At 44.9% G+C, this 21,475-nt stretch carries 19 protein-coding genes; 2 read left to right on the forward strand and 17 right to left on the reverse strand.

What is annotated here, in order from left to right; all coding sequences use genetic code 11:
• Positions 1-33 precede the first annotated feature (33 nt).
• The 10 genes from asnA to C1712_RS00235 all read right to left on the reverse strand — a co-directional run bounded on the left by asnA (position 34) and on the right by C1712_RS00235 (position 10,627).
• Positions 34-1,047: an aspartate--ammonia ligase gene (gene asnA, locus C1712_RS00190; RefSeq protein ID WP_102265861.1), complete on the reverse strand. Its 1,014-nt coding sequence runs from the start codon at positions 1,045-1,047 to the stop codon at positions 34-36.
• Positions 1,048-1,274: 227 nt separating this feature from the next.
• Positions 1,275-1,802, reverse strand: coding sequence for a serine O-acetyltransferase (gene cysE, locus C1712_RS00195; protein WP_102265760.1), 528 nt, complete (start codon positions 1,800-1,802; stop codon positions 1,275-1,277).
• A 3-nt stretch (positions 1,803-1,805) separates the two neighbouring features.
• A complete protein-coding gene (locus tag C1712_RS00200; RefSeq protein WP_102265761.1) occupies positions 1,806-2,690 on the reverse strand; it encodes a PLP-dependent cysteine synthase family protein in 885 nt (294 codons plus the stop codon).
• 111 nt (positions 2,691-2,801) lie between these two features.
• Complete coding sequence (locus C1712_RS00205) at positions 2,802-4,088, reverse strand: FUSC family protein (RefSeq protein ID WP_102265762.1); 1,287 nt, start codon at positions 4,086-4,088, stop codon at positions 2,802-2,804.
• Positions 4,089-4,095: 7 nt separating this feature from the next.
• Entirely contained in the window at positions 4,096-4,725 is a 630-nt protein-coding gene (locus C1712_RS00210) for a lactate utilization protein (RefSeq protein WP_178199841.1), read from the reverse strand.
• Entirely contained in the window at positions 4,719-5,234 is a 516-nt protein-coding gene (locus C1712_RS00215; RefSeq protein WP_102265764.1) for a gamma carbonic anhydrase family protein, read from the reverse strand. The genes C1712_RS00210 and C1712_RS00215 overlap by 7 nt, the downstream gene beginning before the upstream one ends.
• Before the next feature lie 86 nt (positions 5,235-5,320).
• On the reverse strand, positions 5,321-7,873 hold the full coding sequence (locus C1712_RS00220; RefSeq protein WP_102265765.1) for an ATP-dependent Clp protease ATP-binding subunit: 2,553 nt from the start codon (positions 7,871-7,873) through the stop codon (positions 5,321-5,323).
• Positions 7,874-8,319: 446 nt separating this feature from the next.
• Entirely contained in the window at positions 8,320-8,739 is a 420-nt protein-coding gene (locus C1712_RS00225) for an Hsp20/alpha crystallin family protein (RefSeq protein ID WP_102265766.1), read from the reverse strand.
• 282 nt (positions 8,740-9,021) lie between these two features.
• Positions 9,022-9,447 (reverse strand): Fe-S cluster assembly scaffold protein NifU, encoded by a 426-nt coding sequence (gene nifU / locus C1712_RS00230; protein WP_102265767.1) that lies wholly within the window; start codon positions 9,445-9,447, stop codon positions 9,022-9,024.
• Complete coding sequence (locus C1712_RS00235; RefSeq protein ID WP_102265768.1) at positions 9,434-10,627, reverse strand: cysteine desulfurase family protein; 1,194 nt, start codon at positions 10,625-10,627, stop codon at positions 9,434-9,436. Before C1712_RS00235 ends, nifU begins: the two co-directional genes overlap by 14 nt.
• 202 nt (positions 10,628-10,829) lie before the next feature.
• Here C1712_RS00235 and C1712_RS00240 point away from each other — a divergent pair, with 202 nt between their 5' ends.
• Positions 10,830-11,264, forward strand: coding sequence for an RrF2 family transcriptional regulator (locus C1712_RS00240; protein WP_102265769.1), 435 nt, complete (start codon positions 10,830-10,832; stop codon positions 11,262-11,264).
• A 213-nt stretch (positions 11,265-11,477) separates the two neighbouring features.
• Positions 11,478-12,815, forward strand: a complete 1,338-nt coding sequence (locus tag C1712_RS00245; protein WP_102265770.1) for an ISL3 family transposase — start codon at positions 11,478-11,480, stop codon at positions 12,813-12,815.
• 182 nt (positions 12,816-12,997) lie between these two features.
• Here C1712_RS00245 and C1712_RS00250 read toward each other — a convergent pair whose 3' ends face one another.
• From C1712_RS00250 to pyk, 7 genes are all read right to left on the reverse strand, one after another.
• A complete protein-coding gene (locus tag C1712_RS00250; RefSeq protein WP_102265771.1) occupies positions 12,998-14,677 on the reverse strand; it encodes an ABC transporter permease in 1,680 nt (559 codons plus the stop codon).
• On the reverse strand, positions 14,670-15,395 hold the full coding sequence (locus tag C1712_RS00255) for an ABC transporter ATP-binding protein (protein WP_102265772.1): 726 nt from the start codon (positions 15,393-15,395) through the stop codon (positions 14,670-14,672). Before C1712_RS00255 ends, C1712_RS00250 begins: the two co-directional genes overlap by 8 nt.
• Before the next feature lie 11 nt (positions 15,396-15,406).
• Positions 15,407-16,981, reverse strand: a complete 1,575-nt coding sequence (locus C1712_RS00260) for a putative ABC exporter domain-containing protein (protein ID WP_102265773.1) — start codon at positions 16,979-16,981, stop codon at positions 15,407-15,409.
• Complete coding sequence (locus C1712_RS00265) at positions 16,965-17,672, reverse strand: ABC transporter ATP-binding protein (RefSeq protein ID WP_102265774.1); 708 nt, start codon at positions 17,670-17,672, stop codon at positions 16,965-16,967. Before C1712_RS00265 ends, C1712_RS00260 begins: the two co-directional genes overlap by 17 nt.
• A gap of 211 nt (positions 17,673-17,883) precedes the next feature.
• Positions 17,884-19,116: an aminopeptidase gene (locus C1712_RS00270; protein WP_102265775.1), complete on the reverse strand. Its 1,233-nt coding sequence runs from the start codon at positions 19,114-19,116 to the stop codon at positions 17,884-17,886.
• A 36-nt stretch (positions 19,117-19,152) separates the two neighbouring features.
• Positions 19,153-19,872, reverse strand: a complete 720-nt coding sequence (locus C1712_RS00275) for a sugar isomerase domain-containing protein (RefSeq protein WP_180963021.1) — start codon at positions 19,870-19,872, stop codon at positions 19,153-19,155.
• A 163-nt stretch (positions 19,873-20,035) separates the two neighbouring features.
• The gene (pyk, locus tag C1712_RS00280; RefSeq protein ID WP_418289867.1) at positions 20,036-21,451 is read right to left on the reverse strand and encodes a pyruvate kinase; all 1,416 of its coding nucleotides are present in this window, start codon (positions 21,449-21,451) and stop codon (positions 20,036-20,038) included.
• Positions 21,452-21,475: the final 24 nt, after the last annotated feature.

Raw genomic sequence — 21,475 nt, forward strand, 5'->3', positions numbered from 1 at the left:
TCTGATCGATCATCTCAAGTGCAATCTGTTTTCCTACAACAAATGGATCCGATGCTGCTTGCAAAGCGCCAGCGTTTCCTCATCCCAAAGCGATACCTGCACTTCTCCGATGTGCGCCTTATTTAGCAGCAGCATACAGATCCGGCTCTGTCCAATACCGCCCCCGATCGTCTGCGGCAGTTCATGATGCAGCAGCTGCTGATGGAAAGGCAGCTGTGCGCGTTCCATGCAGCCGGCCTTTTGCAGCTGCTCTAACAGGACCTCCTCATTCACACGAATCCCCATCGAAGAAATCTCCACCACACAATCCAGCAGCGGATAATAAATCAAAATATCGCCGTTTAACGACCAGTCATCATAATCCGGCGCTCTGCCATCATGCACACTGCCATCGCTCAGCCGATCGCCGATCTGCATCAAAAACACCGTGCGATGTTCTTTGACGATCTCATATTCCCGCTGCTTCACTGTTTTATCCGGATAACGCTCCAACAATTCCTGCGTCGTGATAAAATAGACCTCCTCTTTGATAAAAGGCTCTAAATTCTCAAATACGATCGACAATTCTTTTTCGGTTTCCTTTAACGCCTTCATGACCTGCATCACACAATAACGCAGGGTTTCCACATTTCGTTCGCTTGGATCGATGATCTTTTCCCAGTCCCATTGATCGACATAAGTGGAATGCAGATTATCCAACTGTTCATCACGCCTGATCGCATTCATATCGGTATAGATCCCTTTGCCGCATGTAAAACGATAACGTGCAAGCGCCATCCGCTTCCATTTCGCCAATGAGTGAACGATGGTAACTTCCTTTCCCAGTTCCTTCATATCGAAGCATACAGGCCGCTCTACACCATTCAGGTCATCATTCAAGCCACTGTCCGCAAGTACATAAAGCGGCGCGGATACACGCATCAGATTCAAATGATGCGCCAAGCGTTTTTCAAACAGGTCCTTTACATACTTAATGGCGATTTCCGTAGTAGTAAAATCCAATTTATTTTCATAATGCTTTGGCAGGATCAGTTCCTTTGCACACATAGGCATTATCCCCTTTCTTCCTAATATGCTTTATAGTATAACGCATTTTTCAAAAATGGCAAAGGTTGGCTTAACGAAAAAGGCGGTTTTACTGATCCTCTGCTTCCAAACTATCATGATACAAATCATATGCAAAAGATCACCCTGGATCACGCGCAAAGCAAAACGGCATCGCAAAACGCCATGCCGCCTTCCTACAAACCATTTTGTCCTATTACGCAAACCGTTTATTTCACTTCGTTCTTTTTGATGATGCGGTTGATCCCGACCACGGTATGATCGTCCGGCACATCACAGGTTACGACCGCATTGGCGCCGACCTTGACACGGTTGCCGATCGTTACATTCCCCAGTATTTTCGCACCGGTTCCACACATGACCCCATTTAATAAAGTAGGATGCCGCTTGCAGTGCTCTTTTCCTGTTCCGCCAAGCGTTACCCCGTGATAGATCAAACAGTCATCACCGATCACTGCCGTTTCCCCGATCACAACACCCGTGCCATGGTCAATGATCAAACCTTTTCCGATCTGCGCACCCGGATGAATCTCAATATTCGTCCAGAAGCGGCCGATATTAGAGAAAAAGCGCGCCAAGAAAAACAAATGCCAGCGATAAAGCCGATGGCTCAGCCGATAAAACAACAGCGCTTTGATATGCGGATAAAGCAGCAGCACTTCCAGTTTAGAATGCGCTGCCGGATCATGCTCCATCGTTCGATTGATGTTGTAAATCATGTTTCTCACAGTTTTCATAGATCACTTCCCAAAAGGGAGCACCGATAAATACTTTTCCCCGCCATCCGGCGCGATCGTAACGATGACCTGCTTTGGATCATACTTTGCTAAGCGTTTTGCCAAAGCGATATTCGCGCCGCTGCTAATACCGACCAATACCCCTGTCTGCTTGACAAAGGCAATGGTTTCCTTGATTGCGTCTTCATCCTCGATCAGCATGATGTCATCGATCAATTCCCGTTTCAAAATAGATGGAACAAAGTTTGCCCCGATTCCCTGTATCTTATGTCCTCCCGGTTTATGTCCGCTGAGGATCGCACTGCCGCTTGGCTCGCCGATAATCGTACGCACCTGCGGTTTCTCCTCTTTTAAGCGCTTTGCCACACCGCTGAAAGTGCCGCCTGTTCCAGCACATGCCACAAACACATCAAGATTCGGCACCTGCTTTAAGATCTCCACCCCGGTCGTTTCATAATGCGCTTTGACATTCGCTTCATTGTCAAATTGCCCCAGTGAAAGATAATGCGGATCCTGCTTTTTTAATTCCTCCATATAAGCAACGGCTCCGCTCATTCCTTTCGCTCCTTCGCTCAGCAATACCTCGGCACCGTAAGCACGCATCAGCTGTCTGCGTTCTACGCTCATCGAATCCGGCATCACGATCGTTACCGGAATCTGATACAGCGCTCCTAACATCGCCAAAGCGATACCGGTATTGCCGCTGCTTGCTTCGATCAATACCGTATCTTCCTTGATCAAGCCTTTCTTGATCGCATCTTCCAGCATATAAAGTACGGCACGGTCTTTCACACTGCCGCCTAAGTTATACTTTTCCAGTTTCACATAAATATTTGTATCCGGGATCTGCACAACCGGTGTGTTCCCGATCAGTTCGATTGCTTTCATTTGTTACCTCCTGCTCCTATTGTATGAAAAAAACGTGGATTCATACATCTTTCTAATCTCTATCATTATACTATGATTTAAGTGCTACGCCAAATGTGATACCTAAAACACTTACAATTTTCTTCTCCTCACATCATGAAACAGTCGGCGCAGATAAGTGCGTAACGGTTCTTCCCTGCGTACATAATGGCGGTGCGCGTCAATTTGCCCCTCCCCATTCATCGTAAACGCAATCGTTTCCTCATAGCGCATCTGTTCACAATACTTGTGCACATAGTAATTCAATGTGCTTTTTTCATCCATGATCGCCAAAACATAGCGATCCTCCCAGCGTTCGATCACACCTCTTACATGATGCTTTGACAAAAGCGCATCAAGTTTGACCAGCGCGGCTTCCAGTTCCTCTTTGCTGCCGATCTTCACCAGAAGAAACGGCGCCTCTCGCACTTCCCCTTCCACAAAAACCACATCAGGCAAATGATGCAGCTGCTTGATATAGATTGCCGATGCATCACTTGGAAACGCATACGACACATAAAGCAGATCCTGCTTCAAAGAAAACGTAAAACAGTCCGCTGCATCAAGAACCGTCAAGATCTCTTGGACTGCGCAGGCAGCGATGCGATTGCCAAAGAGATAGCGCCGCTGCATTTGATCATACGCAAAAGCCCCATGTAAACAAATGATCGGATGCGCAGTGGGAAAATGTAAATGCGATAGTGCTGCAAAACGGGGCAGTTCATTGCAATAGCACGCCAGTGCGCCGCCTCGTTCACGAAAATGCTTGAGCTTGATCAACGCATAGCGATCCAGCTGCTTGTTTTCATCTAACAGCGTTTCCAGATCGAACAGATAAAGCCGCTTAGACGCACGATGAAAAGGCAGCGCCATACGGTTCACAAACAATGCGACAAGGATCCCGATGCAAGTATCCAAAATACGGTTCCATGCAAATAAAAACGGATTTTCATCTAAGCCGTGCGAAACGCAAATGCTTAAAAATACCACACAGGCAAAATAGGAAACCTGCCCCTGTTTGATCAGCAAGGTCGTATAGATCACAACGACGATCATGACCGATATAAACAGATAGCGCAGTACCTCCATTTCCTTGATCGCGGTATTTTGAATGACCAATAATCCAAGCAATCCGATCAAACCGCCATGCAGCGTACCGATCAAACGATTGCACGCGACCGTGGTAGAGCTGGAAACATCTTTTTGGATACACAGCACCGCCGCTATACAAGAATAAAATACGATTCCTTCCCCGCTGCGAAATAAATTCAGCATCAGGCAAAGAAACACCGCAAGCGCACTTTTGATGATGCGCATGCCGATCCTTTGAACTGCCATTGCCTTCACCCTGCCTTTCTTCGTTTTATCGATCCAGTCCATTCATTTTTCAATATCCCAGATCCTGATCGATCAAGATCACATGGATCCGATCCGCTCGCATTTGCCAATGAATGATGACCTCATCGCAGCAGATCCTGCCGCTGCTTTTACAATCCATACAGACACCGGTTTTCACACAAGGGGTATTCGTCTGAAGCCGCTTGCAGTTTTGCACGGCGGAAATCTCTTTCATTCGTGTTTTCGCCTCTTCCAGATCCTCGACGATTTTATTTTTGCCGGCGATGATATACACTTGTTTCGGGCCGTATAACAACGCTGCCAAACGATTGCCGGTGCCATCCATATTATAAATCTCTCCCTGCATCGTAATGGCCGAGGAGCTCATGAGATACACATCCGCATCTAAGCCTTTGCGACGACATGCTTCTTTTTCCACTGTGCTTAAATGCGCTGCATTATGATTGATGAGCGGGATCTCATCGAAATGATCGACCAGTCCTAATTCATCCAGTGTTACACTGCCTCCACGGCATACCAGCATCTCTTTTTTGATAACCGTACGCAAATAGTCATACAATTCTTTTTGATCTTTTACGATCACAGCGGGAATGCGATGCTCCTCAAGTGCTGCTTTTACCCGGCGCAGCTTAGATTGTTCCACCAGTTCCTTTAACATGACGCTTCCTCCTGATGCCGATGTGCCAATTTCACATAATGCGCCGCATTCCATAAAATATGTTCATGCTGCTTCGGCGTGAGCGTCTTGATTACCTTTGCGGGACTGCCGACCGCAATGCTGTTGGCAGGGATCCGCATGCCTTCCAATACCACTGCTCCAGCTCCGATGATACAGTTTTTCTCCACATGAGCGCCGTTCATAATGATAGCGCCCATGCCGATCATGCAGTGATCTTCAATGACACAGCCATGAATGATACAGCGATGTCCGATCGTTACCGATTCGCCGATGCGTAACTCATAATGCAGATCAGTATGGAGCGTACAGTGATCCTGCACATTGCTGTAAGGACCGATCACAATGCTGCCGCAATCTCCTCTGACAACGCTTTGATACCAGATGCTCGCATCTTTTTTCAGCGTAACATCACCAATCACCTCTGCACTGTCCGCGATCCAGCTGCCCGCTTCTTGTATGACCGAATGATCTTCAAAAGTTTTGACCATAGCCATTCCTCCTCATGTTTTTTATTAAGTATATCACAATCCCAAAAACATGCGAAAAAAAACTGAAAGAAACCAGTTCTTTCAGTTTAAGAAGCATGCCGGATCTGCACATCATACGCTCCATCCTTCACATCGACTTCGATCGTATCATCTTTCATCGCTGCTCCCGCAATCATCTCATGAGCAATCGCAGTTTCAATATTGCGCTGGATATAGCGTTTCATCGGTCTTGCGCCATATACCGCATCTACTCCCTGTTCTGCGATCATATCGAACACCGCATCGCTTACCTTGAGCGTAATATCCTTCTTGGCAAGTCTTTGTGCCAGTTCATTCATGAATTTATGAGCGATCTTTTTCATCATATCGTCATCTAACGCATGGAAGATTACGATCTCATCAATACGGTTCACAAACTCCGGCTTGAAATACTGCTTCACAGCTGCCATATAGCCGGCTTCACGATCTTCATCAAAGGCATGCTCACTGCCCAGATTGCTCGTCATGATTAGCAAAGTATTCTTAAAATCGACGGTTACACCCTTTGAATCGGTAATTCTGCCATCATCTAGGATCTGCAACAAGACATTGAATACATCCGGATGTGCCTTTTCGACTTCATCAAAGAGAATGATAGAATAAGGATTGCGCCGTACCGCTTCACTCAACTGCCCGCCTTCTTCATAACCGACATAGCCCGGAGGCGCTCCGATCAAACGGGCAACGCTGTGTTTTTCCATATATTCGCTCATATCGATCCGCACGATATGCGCTTCACTGTCAAACAGCTGTTCGGCAAGTGCTTTTGCCACTTCGGTCTTACCAACACCGGTTGGTCCTAAAAATAGGAATGAGCCGATCGGACGGTTTTCATCTTGAATCTGTGCTTTGCTTCTTAGGATCGCATCAGTTACCAGCTCCAGCGCCTGATCCTGTCCGACGACCCGCTTTTCCAGCGCTTCCTTCAAGTGCAGCAGCTTGACCCTTTCACTTTCCACCAGACGGGAAACCTCAACACCGCTCCATTTCGATACGATCTTGGCAATCAATTCCTCATTGACCGTTTCCTGAATGAGGGCATCTTCTTTTTCCTGCTCCTGTACCTGCTTGATGCGCTTCTCCAGTTCCGGGATCACGCCGTACTGTAAACGTGCAGCATCTTCATAACGTGCTTCATTCTGCGCCTGCTCTAAATCTAATCTGGCTTTTTCCAGTTTTACTTTATCATCTTTAGATGCCTCCAACTGTGCTTTTTCATCATTCCACTTCGTATAGAGCGCATCCTTTTGTGCTTTTAACTGTGCCAGTTCTTCCTTGATCTGTTCGCGGCGTTCGATTACTTTTTTATCATCTTCCTGCTTCAAAGCCGTCTCTTCGATTTCTAACTGCATGATCTTACGCATGAGTTCATCCAATTCCTGCGGCATCGATTCCATCTCCACCCGCAGTGTCGCACAGGCCTCATCAATCAGATCGATCGCCTTATCCGGTAAGAAACGATCGGTAATATAACGATTTGACATGACGGCGCTGGCAATGATCGCTTCATCTAAGATCTTGACACCATGATACGATTCAAAGCGATCCTTTAAGCCACGCAAGATCGAAATCGTATCTTCTACGGTCGGTTCTTCGACCTGTACTTTTTGGAAACGTCTTTCTAATGCCGCATCCTTTTCAATGTACTTACGATATTCATTGAACGTAGTAGCGCCGATACAGCGCAATTCGCCACGTGCCAGCATCGGTTTCAACAAGTTAGCCGCGTCCATGCTTCCTTCTGTTTTCCCGGCACCGACCAAATTGTGGATCTCATCAATAAATAAGATGATGCCGCCTTCCGCCTGCTTCACCTCTTCCAAGATCGCCTTTAAGCGCTCCTCGAACTCACCGCGATATTTCGCACCGGCAATGAGTGAACCCATGTCCAATTCGATCAGCTTTTTGTCCTGCAAAGATGCCGGAATATCACCTTTCATGATACGCCATGCAATGCCTTCCACGATCGCTGTTTTACCAACGCCCGGTTCACCGATCAATACCGGATTGTTCTTCGTCTTACGCGCTAAGATCTGAATGACCCTACGGATCTCATCATCACGGCCGATGACCGGGTCGATCTTGCCGTTCTTGACGTCCTCTACCAGATCACGTCCGTATTTCTGCAACGCTTCAATGTTGTTTTCTGCATTCGGTGTATCCATCTTCTTCCCTCCTCTGCGTTCTAATTCTGCCTTTTTACAAGCACTCTCCTCCAACTGAAATGCTTTTACCAGCTGCTTTGACAAATAAGAGCGGTTAAACAGAAACGCGATCCAAACAGAAGCACAGCTCAGATACGTTTCATCCTGTTCTTTTGCCCAAGCCGCAGCCTGATCAAAGCTTTTCAAAGCCTCATTTGAAAAATTGGGATTGCTTTGTGAAGAAGAAGCGATCCGCTTCAATTCTTCGTCGATCATCGTTAAAGCTTTGTTTGGATCGACCTGTAAACGCTGAAACAATCCCGACAGTGTTTCACTTTCAAATAACGCTTTCAGCATATGCGGGGTATCGATCGTCGGATGGCGATATTCCTTCGCCAGCTCCACCGCTCGCATGATCGCTTTCTGAAGCGCTTCTGACATCATTTCAAAATTCATAGTAACACCACCTTTGCTTTTTTAGCACTCTAACACTTTAACTGCTAATTGTATTATAGCACAACTTTTAGCACAGTCAATAGCAGAGTGCTAATATTTTGTTTTTTTTTTATTCCCAGTAAAATCAAGCTGTGATTTTTCTTTCAGTTTGTTTTTATGTATCGTCATGGAAATCAGATGGTACATTTTTATAGGATAAAAGAAATAAGGGCAATCGATTTTTGCCTACATATCGGTAAAAATAGTATTCAAGCAATCACACTAATCTTAAATTTAGGTGCAAAAAAGACAATCCATCATAAAGCTAACGCCGCATAAGTAAGTAATCGCTCTAAACGCACTTTATGAGCAATAGCAAGGTCTCAAAGAAACATTTATCGAAATATCGTATTCCATATTTTGATTTTAGTAAATAAAAAGCGAAGACTGATCGCCTTCGCCCATCATCATTCGATCATAATGTTCTTCTTTTCCGGCAGCTTTGCGCTTTCCTTCGGGAACGTGATCTTTAATTCGCCGTTTTCATAACTTGCACGTACGTCTTCTTCTTTCACATTTTCACCTACATAGAAGCTGCGTGAGAAAGTGCCGCTGTAACGCTCCTGACGGATGATATTGCCCTTATCGTCTTTTTCATCGCTGCCGGTATTGTGAGATGCGCTCACATTCAAATAGCCATCACTGAGTTCCAGATGAATTTCCTCTTTCTTGCATCCCGGCAATTCCATATCCAGCGTGTAATAGCCGTCCTTTTCCGTAATGTCGGTTTTCATCGTCATATCGCTTCGATTGCTGAAAAACGGTGAAGTGAACATATCATCAAACATGTCATCAAATAAACTGCTCGTTCTTGGAAAGAATTTCATAGTATCGCCTCCATTTTCACATCCTCACGGTTGTTTTTACGCAGCCGTTTACGAATTTCCTTCCATCGGGGCATCCCCCGATTACACTTCCTATTATACTCACGTTTTTAGCACTGTCAATAGTTGAGTGTTAATTTTTTAATATTTTTTCCTATTTCGTAAATGCAAGAAGCCGATCAGTTTTGAAGATTCACACTTTCCCTCAATTAGATGCTAATATAAGGCGTTCATCAGACATAAAAAAGGAACGTCAACACCGGCGCTCCTTCCCTTACATCCGTTTTAGCCATGCTCATGCGCACAGCCTACTGTTTTGAACATCGCTTCATCATAAGCAATCTGATTTTTATCATAATAATCTTTGACTGCTGCCTTGATTGCCTGCTCCGCTAAGACCGAACAGTGGATCTTTACCGCCGGCAAGCCATCTAATGCCTCCACAACAGCCTTGTTTGACAAGGTCAGTGCTTCTTCCAGTGTCTTGCCTTTGATCATCTCGGTCGCGATCGAACTGGTGGCAATCGCACTACCGCAGCCAAAGGTATTAAACTTCACATCGGTAATACGTCCATCTGCTACTTTGATATACATTTTCATGATATCGCCGCATTTCGCATTTCCCACTTCTCCGATACCGTCCGCATCTTCCATTTTTCCTAAATTGCGGGGATTTGTAAAATGATCCATTACTTTATTACTGTATAACATATGCTTTCTCTCCTTTTTCCAGTGCTTCCCATACCGGCGATATATTACGCAGGTAGGATACGGTTTCTTTTACCGCATGGATGATATAGTCGATCTGTTCCTTTTGTAATTCCATGCCGATCGAAAGACGCAGCGATCCATGCGCCACTTCATGCGGCAGCCCCAGCGCCAATAAGACATGACTAGGATCAAGCGAGCCGGAAGTACACGCAGAACCGGAAGATGCCGCAATGCCCTTTTGATCCAGCCACAGCAACAAAGACTCCCCTTCGATTCCTTCAAAACAGAAATTGATCGTCTGCGGTACCCGCCGTATGCGATCCCCGTTTAAGCGGCTGTGAGGAATTTCTGACAAGCCTTCGATCAGTTGATCGCGTAATGCGGATACTTTACGCATCTGTTCGCTCATCTGTTCACACGCATCGCGCAGCGCCGCCGCCATTGCGATGATAGCAGGCAGATTTTCAGTGCCCGCACGCAGCCCTTTTTCCTGTGCGCCGCCATAAAGCAAAGGAATGAGCGGTGCGCCCTTTCGCACATACAGCCCGCCGATCCCTTTCGGCCCCTGAAATTTATGAGCGGAAAACGCCAGATAGTCCACTTGATCTTTTATGACATCGACCGGTATATGTCCTACTGCCTGTACCGCATCACAGTGAAACAAAACCTTATGACGGCGACAGATCGCCCCGATTTCCGCAACCGGCTGTAAAGTGCCGATCTCATTGTTCGCATACATGATCGTTACCAGACAGGTTTCTTCTTTGATCGCCTGCTCCAGCTCTGACACATCAATGATGCCGTTTTCATGCACATCGAGATAAGTAATCGAAAAGCCTTCTTTTTTCAGCGCGTCTAGTGTATGCAACACCGCATGATGCTCAAAGGCACTGGTGATAATATGCTTCTTGCCTTTTCTAGCGCCGATGGAAGCCGCTGAACGAATGGCCTGATTATCTGCTTCACTGCCTCCGGAAGTAAAGTAAATCTCCTCCTGTTTGGCATGCAGACAATCGGCAATCTCGCTTCTTGCTTGCTCCAGCGCTTCTTTTGCCAGCTGTCCTTCCCGATGAAAGGATGAGGGATTTCCATAACGATCCATCGCCGCCAGCATCGCTTCCTTCGCTTTTTCACTGATCGGTGTAGTAGCGGCATGATCGGCATAAATATATTGCTTCATCTTATAACACCTTCCTATTCCTATTGAATACATAGGAATTATAAACAGTATTTCTTCTCCCGTCAATTCAAACACCTTATCACTGCTCTCCTCTCTCTTTCTTATTTCTATTAAAGCACATATCTGCTTACAATGAGCAGATTGCATATTGCGTATCTTCGCACTTTTTTGTACAATAGAAAAACAAGGAGGTTTTACCAATATGATGATTTCTACAAAGGGCAGATATGCACTGCGTATCATGCTGGATCTGGCGCAGCATGAAACAGAAGGCTATATCTCATTAAAATCGGTATCGGAAAGACAAGCGATTTCATTAAAATATTTAGAACTGGTCATTGCGATGCTGCATAAAGCAAACCTCGTTGACAGTATGCGCGGCAAAGAAGGCGGCTACCGCTTAAGCAAAGACCCTAGCGAATACAGCATCGGTTCGATCTTAAAGGTGATGGAAAAGACGCTGGCTCCGGTTGCCTGCATGAGCTGTGGGGAAACTGCATGCAGCAATAAAGAAAACTGTTTGACACTGCCGCTTTGGCAGCAGTTAGATCAGATCATTGATACATACTTGGAAAGCGTTACCCTAAAGGACCTGCTGGATGGGAACGTGCAAATCCCGATCATGCAAAACGCATGATGCGCTTTTCATACATGATCGCTAAAAAAGGGATGAACGCAAATCATCCCTTTCGTTTTATGGCGCTCTAAACTTCCGTGTGGGTGTGGGTACGCCCTAAACTTATGTGTGGTATTTTTCAGATACCTCTAACATTTTGTGTGGGTGAATAAAAAACCTTCGTGATATGATTTCTTTGTCGAGAAGAAATTACACGAAGGAGGTATTTAACCTATGAATGATTTTATCACAGATTTATTTAATATTGATAGAAAAAAGATTAAAAAAATGAATGTTGTTACTAGTAAGGATAAAACTGAGTTTCATATCGTCTTAAACCACGATGGTGATTTATTTTGTCCTTTTTGTTATGGTGTCGTTCATGCCAATGGCTATTCGAAACCTAAAATAATCAATCACCCTAAACTAACAGATAGAAAAGCGGTAATTATCTTTTATAACCATCGTTATCAATGCAACGAATGCTTGCGTACTTTCTCTGGGAAAAATCCTTTCACTTTTTCTAACTTTAGAAATTCTTATCTTTCTTTTGAAAACATTATGAAGCAGCTTTCTAATTTGAATTATTCATATAAAATGGTAGCTGAGCTGAACCATATCTCTCCTACCCAAGTACAAAGATATTTTGATAGCTTCGTAAACATTCCTAGAATCACTCTACCTGAATCTATAGGGATTGATGAGATTCATTCAAAAATGGCAAAACGAAAAGATTCTGCTTATTTATGTGTGATGGTGGATAATAAGAAACGTTCTCTTTTTGAAATACTTCCATCTCGTTCTAAAGCAGAATTAAAACGTTATTTTGAAAAGATTCCTCAAATAGAACGGAACAACGTAAAATATGTAACCATTGATATGTGGTTTCCTTATAAAGAAGTAGCGAATAAGTATTTCCCTAACTGCATTGTAGCTGTTGATCCATTTCATGTTGTCGAACATTTAATGACTAGTTTCCGCCGTATACGTCTTAATATCATGTATCAGGTAGAATATGGCAGTGATAGTTACTATTTACTCAAAACATGGAAAGACTTAATTGAAAAGAATGTTTTTCTCGATAATGAACCAGTCTACAATAATCGCTTCAAAATGAAACTAAACAAAAGACAGCTACTTGATTTAATTCTTGAGATTAGTGAAACATTGGCTTTAGGATATCACCTAAAAGAGATGTATTTAACCTTTAATAAAAATGCAACGGAAGAAAATTGTGAGGAATGGTTCAATTCTATTTTAGAAGCTTTTAAAAAATCAGGAATATCAGAGTTCCATGATTTTATTCAAACACTTGAAAACTGGAAACCAGAAATTCTTAATTCATTCAAAAGACCTTTTGATGAGCACAAACTAAGCAATGCACTCTGTGAAAATATCAATGGGCAAATTAGAACATATTTATCTGTATCAAAAGGAGTATCTAATTTTATCCGTTTTAGAAAAAGATGTATTTTTGCTTTAAATCCAAAGGTTTTCTATTCAATTACAAATCAATTAAAATCTAATAAAGTTCAAGGCAAAAGAAGAGGCAAATATAATAAAAACAAATAAATAAATGAATCGTACTTCTCGACACATAAAAAGGTGGTTCATTAGTACTTACTTGTACTAAATATACCACCTTTTATCTCATCTTAAACCACTCGAAAGTTTAGAGTTCATTTTCTCAAAACCACTCGAAAGTTTAGATTACTCGTTTTATCAAGCGATGCCGCTTTTCACAGCGGCTTTTTTTACAGTTTTGCAAATAAACGGTTTGTCTGCTTCTTTACCAACTGATACAAAAGCGGTGATGTGACAAGCAGGATCACCAACAATGCGATCGCCAGTTCAAGCACATGCTCCAGTCCTACCCGGATCCCTAAAAAGATGATGATGCCGCCAAACGCAAATCCGCTCAGCATCATGATCGCAGCGGTAAAATTCTGTTTCACAGCGCTGGCTTCCTGTTCCCATACTAATTTCGGATGCAGCAGATCGACCAATACGCCGAGGAAATTGCCATATACATCGCCTAAGATAAACGTAAGCAATAATAGTGCGGAAGCAAGCAGCGGCATTTGTAAACCGATGATCGCCGGGATTACCAGCAATAACCCGCCGGCAAGTGAGATCACGATACCGGAAGTCGCTTTCGCCGCAACCTGTGTCATATAAGAAAGCGGAATATACTTCATAAAATCATAATGTGCGCCCTCTCGTGAAATCGCTGTCGCAGAGATCATATTCGTATTGCTCATAAAGAAACCAAGCCCGATGCCGCCTAAGATCACAAAGGCATAGCTTTCATTTGGATAGCGGGTAAAAGCAAGATCAAGGAAATAGCGCAAATCGGCTAATGTTTCCATAAAATTCATATCCTCGCCGCCGATCAGCACCGGGACGAAAAATAACACCGGCATCAGAAAACTGATCAGCACACAGTTTTGAAAATAGATCGGATTGCGGATCAACAGGCGCAGTTCTTTTTTCAAATACGAAAAGAACGCCGGTTTTCTCACCGTTTGTTTTCGCATGGAAGCACGGCTCAATTTCTTGCCGGTGCTCATGCTGTCAGATACGTTTACCGCCGATTTCAAATAAATGCGATTGCCCAGTACCAAAAATAAAGCCATGAGCACAACGATGACCACTACAAACAGACCTAGCTGTACAAAGTCTTGATCAGCCAACGCATTCGCCATCATCGCAACCGTCGGAAAGATCGCACTGAAAACATTGACCAAAGGACTGTCGCCCGTTAATAAGCCGAGGATGAAATTCGTATCGCTCATTAACGTATTCATCGAAGAATACTGAAAATAATATACGACCACCAGCGTTGCCAATAAACCAAGCGTACCGAAGATCATATTGAAGCGATCTTTATTTTTCGCAAACGGCAGAAAGCGCATCATCAGGATGACGATGAGCGAAGCGTAAAGCAGCGGCACGATCGGCAATAACAGAAAACAGATCGTACCGATCACCACGAAGCCGATAGAAGCGCCTAATTCCTGCACATAAGCGACATACATCGGCAGGATCACCAGCAATGAGAATAAATATTCAAATGCCAGCATGACCGAAAACTTGCTTGCCAAAATATGATGCGGCTTGATCGGCAGATATAATAAAGTCTGAATATCCTTTGAGAAATAATAAATGCCCGGCACCATAAACATCGCAAAGATAAAGGTCACAAAAGAACTTAAATAAAAGCCCAGCCCCAAACCGGCACTTTGCTGATGCAGCAGTGTTACCGTTTCAAAAATATAGACAAACAGATCATACAAGACATATAGCATCGGCAAAAAGCAGACCGCAAGCAACGCATAGAGCGCGATCGTCGAAAGCTTTTTGCTTTTCGCATCGTTAAAGGACTGTCCGCTCGTCTTGATCAGCGTTTTCGTTAACACCCAGAACTCACGCATGGCTCACTACCTCTAAGAAGATCGATTCCAGACTGTCGAAATTTTGATACTGCGCTTTTAATGCGTCGAGCGTTCCATAAAATAAGACCTTTCCTTTATTGATGATGACCACTTTGTCGCAGAGCTTCTCCGCCGTTTCCAGCACATGCGTCGAGAAGAATACGGTATTTCCTTTCCGCGCGTGTTCCCGCATCAGCTCCTTTAAGGAAAAGGCGCTTTGCGGATCTAAGCCGGTCAGCGGTTCATCTAAGATCCAGATGCTCGGTTCACAGATCAAAACGCCCATGATGACGATCTTTTGGCGCATCCCGTGTGAATAGCTCAAGATCTTGTCATTCAGCGCTGCTTCCATTTCCAGCATCTTGGCATAATGCTCGATTCGCTCCTTGCGCAGCGCACTGTCGATCTGATAAATATCGGCGATGAAATTCAAGTATTCGATTCCCTTCAAACGCAAGAAAATATCGGCGTTATCCGGGACGATGCCAAACTGTTTTTTCGCTTCCAGCGTATCAGAAGTGATACTTTTGCCATTCAGGTAAATTTCACCTTCATCAATTTGCAGCACGCCGGTCATCATTTTGATCGTCGTCGTTTTCCCGGCGCCGTTTGGCCCGATAAAGCCGATGATTTCTCCTGATGGAATTTCCAAGCACAGATCATCGACCGCCTTGTGCGTTCCTCCATACACTTTAGATACATGTTTTATTTCAATCATAGTCGTTCTCCTTATTCACTTTGTATATCACAGCCGTTCATCATATTTTTACTGAAGTAAAATAAGATCAGCGACAGGACAAAATTCAATGCCAGTGAGCCGTATGTTACCATTTCATACGCCGATACATCGGTTACATGCCACTTCGTCAACATAAAAAACGTCAAGAAAATGCCCGGCAGCGCGCATAGGATCAAAATGATCATGCGAATCATATTTTCCACGATTGCCGTTGCCCGCGATTTCAAGATCCTTACCGACAAAGCGCTGGCTGACAAAAATACCAAGATATAGCCTTCCATCTGAATCATGTTTAATAAGATATCTTTCGTGGTTACGCCGAAGTAAATACCGCCGATCAAAATGGATACACAGGCGATCAATGAAATCTTGATCAGGCTCGGCAACATCGCAAACAATAATTTCTTGCCGGCGGAATCCGGAATCAGATAGATCTGATAATTTTTTAACTCCTTTAACAGATCGCAGTCCTGAAGCAAAATAAACAGAAACACATACAGCATATAGGCAAACATCTCAAAACTGTTATCCAGCACGATCGCCATTAAGAAATAGATCGCAATGATCAAAAGTTCTTGTCCCCGCAAGAGCGATCTGCCCTTTTTCATCATCAGCAGATTTTTTGAGAAAACGGCGCCGGCACCTCGATAAAATCTAGTGTGTTTGACCTGCTTGACCTTTTTCGCATTCATATCGAAGCTGCTCTTTTTGCCGCTGCGGATCGCCTTATAATACTGCGAAAACTCTTCACTGTCCAGCATCGCATACTCATAAAAATCCGGCTTGCGACGAATAAACAGCAGCAGCGTCAAAATATAAAGCAGCACCAGCACACCTAAACCGATCGCCAAAGCAGATAGATCGTGATTGAGAAAAGCGATGAGCGCCAGCTTCATCTGCCCGAATACCGGGAAAAAGTAGAAAGCGTCTGTCATGAGGAAATCCTTGCCTGCCGCCATGATGGCAAAGTCGTTTACATAGGCTTCCCACAGCAGCAAGATCCCCGTCAAAGCCAATAATACGATCGCGATCCAGCGAACGATCGGCTTATATTTTGGATATACCAGGCTATAAAGATAGATCGTATCATTGAACTGCACCCAGATCATGACCGAAAGCATAGAAGTGAGCAGCAGCATCCCCATGAAGCCAAAGGAAATCTCATTCTGCATGCTCATTGCCACGACCACGAACACCGTTAAAAGACCAAATAAAAATGAAGTGGTCAGCGTCGCCAAAGAGGCGTAAAGCAAGATCTGTCTTTGGGTAAAAGGACCTTTGAATAAATAAAAGCTGTCCTCCGCAAACAAAAGCGCCTTGCGTTTTTGAAACATCGTCGAAAAGACCATCAACGCCGTATAGCCTACGCCAAGCATGACGATGCCATGCTGATTCAGCGCATTCATCATCGCCAGCGGATTTTTGTCGAGCGTCAGCATCATCACCATGATACCGACATAGCCAAGCGCACATAAGATCGTAAAGATTGCGCTGGACTTCGTTTGAAACAGATTGCGGATCTTTGCCTTTCCTTTTAGAAACGCTAAACTAAGCAGCACTCTCATGATGTTCACCTACACATGCAAAAAACACTTCTTTCAGCGACTGCTCTTTTAATTCCGTACGCTTCAACGTCTGCACGATCTTGCCGTGATCCATGATATACGCATCATCCCATATTTCATCAATGACATCGATGATATGCGTTGAGATCAGGATACTGACACCCTGTTCCTTCAATTTCACAAACAACCGCAGCGTATCTTCAATGCTGGCAGGATCCAAACCCACCATCGGCTCATCTACCAGCAATGCCTGCGGCGAAATGATCAGCGCCAGCATCATACTGAGCTTTTGCTTCATCCCCTTGCTCAATTCCTTTGCCATCTTATCCTTTTTATCACTGAGATCGAATAGCTCCAAATACTGTACCATCTTTTCTTCATAATGTTCCACGCGATAGGCATTCGCGATAAAGCGGACATGTTCCGCAACCGTCAAGATATCGTAGAGCACCGGCGCTTCCGGTATATAGCCGAACAGCTTCTTCGCCGCGACACTGTGATTATCATGCCCGCAGATCTTGATTTCTCCTTCATACTTCAATAAAGCCGCAATGCTTTTGATCGTGGTCGATTTCCCGGCGCCGTTTGGACCAAGCAAAACCGTAATTTCACCCGGCTTGGCGCATAGATTCACATCATCGACCGCTTTCAGTTTCCCATACGTTTTCGTTAAATGATGCACTTCGATCATATGATCGCCTCCTTCCTTTTGGTTTCAGTATATCCTACTATACTGTACACTGCAAGTACAATTCTGTAAGATAGTAATATTTTACCCCCCCCCCCCCATTTTTTGTCAATCTTTTCCACATCCAAATCAGCTCTATTTCATCTCTTCCCTGTTTCATAAGCGTTTTGATCAAAAAATAAGAGCATCCTGAAATGCTCCTATTCTTCATGCTTTACAAGACAAAATTACCGTCCGCGAATACCGCGACTTCCTTTCCGTCTTCCAAGATGCCGGTAATGCACATATCGGCTGTACCGAACATAAAGTCCACATGCGTATTGGAATCATTGGCACCGGCCTTTTTCAGCTCCTCCTCGCTCATGGTCAAACCGCCGGCCACATTCATCGCATAAGCACGTCCCAGCGCCAGATGACAAGAGGCATTTTCATCAAACAGCGTGTTCAGAAACAACAGATTGCTCATCGAGATCGGTGATGCGTATGGCACCAGTGCCACCTCGCCGATATAATGACTGCCCTCATCAAAATCAACAAGCAGTTTCAACGCCGCTTCCTCTTTTTTCGCCCCGCAGTCTACGACCCGGCCCTTTTCAAAACGGAAATAAAAATCTTCGATCAATTTACCGTTATGATCCAGCGGCTTGCTCGCATAAACTACCCCGTTTACGCCTAAGCGATAGGGCATGGTAAATACTTCCTCCGTCGGCATGTTCGGATTGAATACGATGCCTGCTTCACTGACTTCACAGCCGCCGGCCCAAATATGATCCTTCACCAATTCGACCCAAAGATCGGTACCCGATGACTGACTGGTAAAATGCAGTTTTTCAAAACGCAGCGCATTCAGCTTTTCTACCCGCTTTGCCAAAGTGGCATTGTGCTTTTCCCATACGGCAACCGGATCATCGTTATCGACATGCACCGCTTTTAAGATCGCATCCCACAGCGCCTCCAGCGCCTCCTCTTCCTTTAAGTGCGGAAATACCTGTTTGGCCCATTCCTTGTTCGGTACGGCGACGATCGACCACTGCACCTTATTTTTGCTGGTATAGGCATTGACTTCCTTCATGGCCGCTCCTCTCGCCTGCATCGCCTTTGCGCTTTTCGCAGGATCGACATCTTTCATGACGCCCGGGATCCCGCAATGGATCTTCAGCAGACAAGCGCCTTCCTTCAAATAATCCAGCTTGCTTTCCACCTGCCAATTACGCACATGAGAAAGGGTTTCTTCACTTTGATAGGTATAGTGCATCGCCGCTATTCTTTCATCTTCATAGTTTACGATGACTTCCTTGGCGCCTGCCTCATACGCCGCTTTTACACAGGCTCTGGTAAAGTCGATCGCCTCTATTGAAGTATTGAGGATCAGCGTCTGTCCTTTCTGCACGTTGGCACCCATCTCTACTGCCAGTTTGGCATATTGCTCTAATCGTTTCTGTTCCATATGTTCACTCCTTCTTAAACCAGATTGGCTGTTTTATTAAAAATGCTTGCAGCGATCCTGAAAGTGCGCATAGATCGCATCATTGTCAAAGCCGTCCACATTTTGTGATTGAAAGATATATAACGGCTTGCCGGCTGCTACGACCTTGCGTATTGCCTCGTCGACGATCAAATTCATCAAGAACATGCCGACGATCGTTGAAGCCGGTCCGCTTTGATAAGGGCCGATCTGCGCAAGTGCGTCGCCAAAAGGCACACAGGTGTCAAGGACACAGTCTGCACACTCATACAGCTTTTTCCCGCTCGCATGACGGCTCTTCGCCTGTTTGGATTGGCTTACATTCGTCATAGCAATCGTATAGATTCCTTCTTTTTGACAGCGCATCGCCATTTCGATCGGTACCGCATTTCTTCCCGAATTGGAAGTAATGACCATAAGATCACCTTTTTCAATGCGGTAAGAATCAAAGATCGCATCCGCCACACCGCTGCACTGTTCCATCCTGCCGGCACGCTGTGCACCGAAGCTCGGAATGGTATCCGGATCTAAAAGCGCATTGATATTGCCTAGACCGCCGGCTCTGGCAAACAGCTCAACGCCGATCATATGCGAATGTCCGGTGCCAAACACATGAATGATCCGATCCTGCATGATCGTCTCTGCAAAACGCGCTGACAGCGCTTCGATCATTTCCCTGTTTTGTTCTTCTGCCTGCTTCATCACCGCAAGCAGCGCTTCACTATATGCAAATTTCATACTATCCTCCTCTTTGTATCGGAAAACACATCTTACTGAAACATTGTACCATCTTTTTCTTATGAGTTGTACTATCATCCTGATAAATCGCATCGTTTTGTCTTTCCATCCTCTATTTTCCCATAAAAAAAGACCACAGTTATCTGTGATCCTTTATATTTGCTTAACGCACTTCGATGATCTTCATCGCATTGGTAGCACCGACACCGACCGGATAGCCGGCCACCACGATGATCAGTTCGCCCGGTTTTACGCCCTGCTCTTTTGCGATATTGCTTGCTAATTCGATTTCATTTCCTAAATTGTTCGATACTTCGCTCAATACCGTCGTAACGCCCCATACCGGCGCCAAAGCGCGCTGGGTGACTTCATCAAAGCATACGGCGATGATCGGACACTTCGGACGGAATTTTGCCAATCGGCGTGCGGTATTGCCGCTTTGCGTAAAGGCGATCGCCGCCTTGACATCTAATGCCAGCGCCGTATCGGCAACAGAAATACCGATTGCGTCATTGCGCGTTTTCTGACAAGACTTCACTGCTGATTTCAAACGGTCTTTATAAGGGAAGGTCTGTTCGATCGCTTTACCGATCGTATCCATCGTATGTACAGCTTCGATCGGATACATGCCCGCCGCAGATTCACCCGAAAGCATGATACAGTCCGTACCATCTAAGATCGCATTGGCAACATCGCTTGCTTCGGCACGAGTCGGACGCGGATTGCTCTGCATGCTTTCCAGCATGTGCGTAGCGGTAACGACCGGCTTCCCAACCCGATTGGCAGCCTTGATGATCGCCTTCTGATAGATCGGCACCAGTTCCAAAGAAACATCGACCCCGAGATCTCCGCGGGCAACCATGACGCCATCCGATACTTCCAAGATCGCATCCAGATTGTCAAATCCTTCCTGATTCTCGATCTTCGGAATGATCTGAATGCCGTCTCGTTTTTCTTCATGCAGGATCTTGCGGATCGCTAACACATCTTCCGGACGGCGGGTAAAAGAAGCCGCGATAAAATCGACATCCATCTTACAGCCGAAACGGATATCCGCTTCATCCTTTTCCGAGATGAACGGCATAGAAAGCTTGACATTTGGCAGGTTGCAGCCTTTGCGGCTCTTTAAGGTATGCGGATTTTCAACCCGGCATTTCAATACGCCGTCGCCTTTTTCCAAGATGGTAACGCGCATTTTTCCATCATCCATCAAGATCGCGCCGCCGACTTCTACATCATCAAAGATTTCCGGACACTGAATATGAAAACGCTCATGTGTTCCCAACACCTTTTCCCGGACGATCGTAACGATCTCGCCTTTTTCATAGTCCTCAGAACCGTTTTCAAAATCACCGAGGCGTACCTCCGGTCCTTTCGTATCCAATAAGATCGCAATGTTCTTGCCGGTCTTTTTAGATACCTCACGGATATTATGGATACGCTTTGCATGCTCCTCATAATCCCCATGGGAAAAATTCAAACGAATGATATTCATTCCTGTATCTACTAATTTTTCCATCATTTCCATACTTTCAGACGCCGGTCCGATCGTACAGATAATTTTCGTCTTTCTTTCCATCAATTTCATTCCTTCCTTTATTTG

This window comes from Massilicoli timonensis (genome assembly GCF_900199515.1).
In the GTDB taxonomy this organism is placed as follows: Bacteria; Bacillota_I; Bacilli_A; order Erysipelotrichales; family Erysipelotrichaceae; genus Massilicoli; species Massilicoli timonensis.